General features: G+C 68.6%; 5 protein-coding genes. 4 read left to right on the plus strand and 1 reads right to left on the minus strand.

The window, feature by feature from the left end; all coding sequences use genetic code 11:
• The first annotated feature begins 504 nt into the window (after positions 1–504).
• The 3 genes from NBX02_RS22330 (at position 505) to NBX02_RS22340 (ending at position 3,053) form a co-directional block, all read left to right on the plus strand.
• Complete coding sequence (locus tag NBX02_RS22330) at positions 505–1,269, plus strand: YcnI family copper-binding membrane protein (RefSeq protein ID WP_250284708.1); 765 nt, start codon at positions 505–507, stop codon at positions 1,267–1,269.
• 405 nt (positions 1,270–1,674) lie between these two features.
• The gene (locus NBX02_RS22335; RefSeq protein WP_250284710.1) at positions 1,675–2,484 is read left to right on the plus strand and encodes an MOSC domain-containing protein; all 810 of its coding nucleotides are present in this window, start codon (positions 1,675–1,677) and stop codon (positions 2,482–2,484) included.
• 212 nt (positions 2,485–2,696) lie between these two features.
• The gene (locus tag NBX02_RS22340) at positions 2,697–3,053 is read left to right on the plus strand and encodes a hypothetical protein (RefSeq protein WP_250284712.1); all 357 of its coding nucleotides are present in this window, start codon (positions 2,697–2,699) and stop codon (positions 3,051–3,053) included.
• On the opposite strand, the gene NBX02_RS22345 is transcribed toward NBX02_RS22340, so the two are convergent.
• Positions 3,040–3,396, minus strand: coding sequence for a type II toxin-antitoxin system VapB family antitoxin (locus tag NBX02_RS22345; protein WP_250284714.1), 357 nt, complete (start codon positions 3,394–3,396; stop codon positions 3,040–3,042). The genes NBX02_RS22340 and NBX02_RS22345 overlap by 14 nt on opposite strands.
• A 201-nt stretch (positions 3,397–3,597) precedes the next feature.
• On the opposite strand from NBX02_RS22345, the gene NBX02_RS22350 reads away from it, so the two are divergent.
• Positions 3,598–3,794 (plus strand): hypothetical protein (locus tag NBX02_RS22350; protein WP_250293001.1); only part of this gene is annotated, 197 nt, incomplete at its 3' end.

The following is a 3,794-nucleotide window of genomic DNA, read 5'->3' on the forward strand; positions in this document are numbered from 1 at the left end:
GCGCCATCGGCGTCCATGGGCGGCTGCCTGTTCGTCCGCGCCGGCGGACGACGCGGGCCGCCGCCGGCCGCCCCCACCCGCGGGTTCGGCCGCGGCCAGGCCTGCCTGATCGCCACGCGTCCGTAGCCGCCGCACGTCACCCCACTCCGCGTCCCGCCCTGCCCGTGGACGGCTGTCCGCCGCCAGGCCGGCCGGGCCGGCAAGCACTGGCCCGACGTACACCCGCCGCCCGAATCCGTGTCTGTCGGATCCGGGCGGCGGCGGGCATGCCCGCGGACTGCCCGGTGCTGGCTGCCCGGTGCTGGCTGCCCGGTGTGGACCGCCAGCCGGCCCGCGTCAGGCCGGTCGGCCTCGGCGTGCCGGGCCGGGTCCGCCGTCCGCACGGGTGAGGTGTGCGCGGATCCGGGGCGACGTCCCGTACGCATACATCCCTGTTGATCAACAGGGAAACACAAAACTGCTGTCGCGACGCTTGCGACAAGAATGTTTTCCGAAAGGACCAGCATGTCCCGCACCACCCGTGGCATCGCCGTGCTCGGCGCCGCCCTCACCGGTGTGATCGCCTTTGCGCTGCCGGCGTCCGCGCACGTCACCGTGCAGCCGAAGACAGCGGTCGCCGGCAGTTACACCACCCTGTCGTTCAAGATCCCGACCGAACGGGACGACGCCGCCACGACCAAGCTGGAGGTCCAGTTCCCGACCGACACCCCGATCAGCTCGGTGTCGGTCGAGCCACACCCGGGCTGGACCTACCAGGTCGCCAGGACCAAGCTGGCCGAGCCCATCAAGACCGACGACGGGTCGGTCTCCGAAGTGGTCTCGCAGATCACCTGGACCGCGTCATCCGCCGACACCGCGATCAAGCCGGGTGAGTTCGCCGTGTTCAACGTCTCGGCCGGGCCGCTGCCCGCCAAGGCGGGCACGATCGCGTTCAAGACCCTGCAGACCTACAGCAGCGGCGAGGTCGTGCGCTGGATCGACGTGGCCCAGCCCGGTCAGGACGAGCCCGAGCACCCGGCACCGTCCCTGACCCTCACCGCGGCCTCCGGCGGCGGCGCGGACGCGCACGGCGGCACGGACGCCCACGGCGCCTCGGCGGCCGGCGCGCCCTCCGCCGGCACCGGCACGGCGGCGTCGAACAGCGTCGACAACTCCGACGGCACAGCCCGTGGGCTGGGCATCGCCGGGCTGGTCACCGGCCTGATCGGCATCGGAGCCGGCGCGGCCGCCCTGCGTGGCGGACGCCGCCGCGACACGACCGTCTCCTGACCACCCCTCCTGATCAGCGGTGAGCCGCGGGCGGCACAAGAAACCTTCGCGCCGCCCGCGGCTCTATCAGCCACGGCCTCCGGCAGCACGAAAAAATCTTCGCACCGCCTTCGGCGGAGTCCGGAGCGCCGCGCCAAGTAGCGCGGATCCCATCCACGACCATCCGTACAGGCCATGATCCGGAAAATTTTGTCGTTGTGTACGCTTTTTGACCGCAAAAGCGTACACAACGACAAACTCGCGCCGATCTTCTCCGGCGGCCGGCGCCCATCGAAACCTGCCACCATTCGGATGGATACGTGGGGATACGTATGGTTACCTGACCGGCGCTCTGGAGTTCCTGGCCAGCACGTCATCACCGGTGCCGTTGCGTCGGGGGCCGGCCCTGCCGGTAGCGTCGGGAGGGTGCCCCGGATCGCCCGCCTGTACCGCTATCCGATCAAGGGCCTGTCGGCCGAGGCGCTGGACTCGATGGCGCTGTCAGCGAGCGAAGGCCTCCCCATGGACCGGGTGTACGCGCTGGCAAGACCCGAGACGGTTCTCGACGACGCGCATCCACAGCCCCTGCCGAAGACGTGTTTCCTGACGCTGGCGAAGGACGCGGAACTGGCCCGCGTCGCCAGCCGGTACAACACCGCCACCGGCCTGCTCACCCTCGACCACCCGGACCGGAAACTGACCGCCGACCTGGGCGGCACGCGGGGCCGGGCGGCGGTGGAGGACTACTTCGCGACGCTGCTCGCCGACACCCTGCACGGAGGCCGGCCACGGCTGGTGGCCGGCTCCGGCGGCCACCGGTTCACCGATGTCTCCGTCGTCTCCACCGAGATGATGCGGGCCATCTCGATCATCAACCTGGCCTCCGTGCGTGACATCGCGGACCGGCTGGGAACGGACGTCCATCACCTGCGCTTCCGGGCGAACATCTATGTGGACGATGTCGATGCCTGGTCGGAACTGGACTGGGCCGGGCGCGAGATCCACCTCGGCGAGGTACGTGTCAAAGCGCTCGTCCCCACCGGCCGGTGCGCTGCGACCACGGTCAACCCGCGGACGGGCGAGCGTGACATCAGGATTCCGAAGGAACTACAGGCCCACTATGGGCACATCAACTGCGGGGTGTATGCCGCCGTCCGCTCCGACGGCACGATCAGAACCGGGGACCAGGTCACCGTGGGCGGCCCATACGCCGACGCGTTCCCGGAACAGCTCTGAATGGGCTGAAAGCCGACCGCCGCGCCCCGGCCCGGCCCAACCTGGCCCAGGCCAGCCCAGCCTGCCTGGCCTGGCCTGGCCCGACGACAACTGAGTGTCCCTCGCGCCACGCCGCCCGCGGAAACCCGGTATGACCTGTTCACCCCTGATGGACGGACACACCCGCATGCGCTACTGAAGATCCGTCCGGGACGCTTTAGGCTTCTGGTGCTGTGAGCCCCGTTCTCGCGTCAGGCCGGGCCGGGAACTTCGTCCGCGCGCTGCTGACCATCCTGGTGACGGCCCTGGTATTCCGCGAGATATACCTGCTGTGGTTCTTCCACACTCCCGCGTGGACGAGCAGGCCCAAGGAGATCCGCTGGTGCGGGGCGTGGTATGAACGGAGCAACGAGCGTGACCGTACCCTGGCGGAGGCCCGCGACCTCGCCGGTGGTTCCCTCGTCGAGGTTTCCCGTCTGCCCGTGTGGAGGCCGATCGTCGCCTACAAGCCGTCCGACGACTGCCCGCCGCACATCTTCGGCAAGGTCGGTGACGACACCTTCACCACCTATCTGATCAGCGGGGACTGACCCCGAGCCGGGAACCGGCTATGGACGCCGGGCCCGCCTCCTGCTGGGGCTGCTGGAGAACGTGCACCCGGGCATGGATCGAGTTGCGCTGCTGCAGCGCCGCACGGACGGCCCGGTGCAGACCGTCCTCCAGGTAGAGCGTGTTGTCCCAGTCGACGACGTGGGGAAACAGATCCCCGTAGAAGGTCGAGTCCTCGTCGAGCAGGACGTCCAGCGCGAGCACCCGTTTGGTGGTGACCAACTGGTCCAGCCTGACCTGGCGCGGCGGAATCGCCGCCCACTCCCGCTGGCTCAGCCCGTGATCAGGATACGGGCGACCGTCACCCACCCATTTGAAGATCACCCAGCACCTCCTCGCCGAGGCCGCGACGTCGCGGAACACCTGATGGCCAGCTGACCAAAGGCCGCATGATCATGCTCCTCCTCGCGCTCGGGGCTCCCACCGAATCCGGGGCTCCCGCCGGATCGGCGAGGCCGATCCAGGAGGTCCGGATGCCAGCCTGGGAAGTCCGGAGGCTCCAACAGCCTACCGACCAGAGGCCAGATGATCGCAATCCTTCTCATGCGGCCGGAGACCTTACAGAACGCCGACGGCCTCCGTCAACCCAGCGGATCGCGACCGTTCTCCACAGTAGTTGTTCATGTATTGTCCTGGATCAACAACTTCGCTCAAACCATCACTCGAACCGTCATCCAAAATCAACACTTCGCGTATTATAGCCAACTGAAAACCGTTCATCC

Source organism: Protofrankia sp. CiP1_Cm_nod1, assembly GCF_920888515.1.
Lineage (GTDB): Bacteria > Actinomycetota > Actinomycetes > Frankiales > Frankiaceae > Protofrankia.

What these genes read in the sequence shown, in the direction of transcription:
- NBX02_RS22330 (WP_250284708.1), top strand. Translation starts at nt 505, where the DNA reads ATGTCCCGCACCACCCGTGGCATCGCCGTGCTCGGCGCCGCCCTCACC.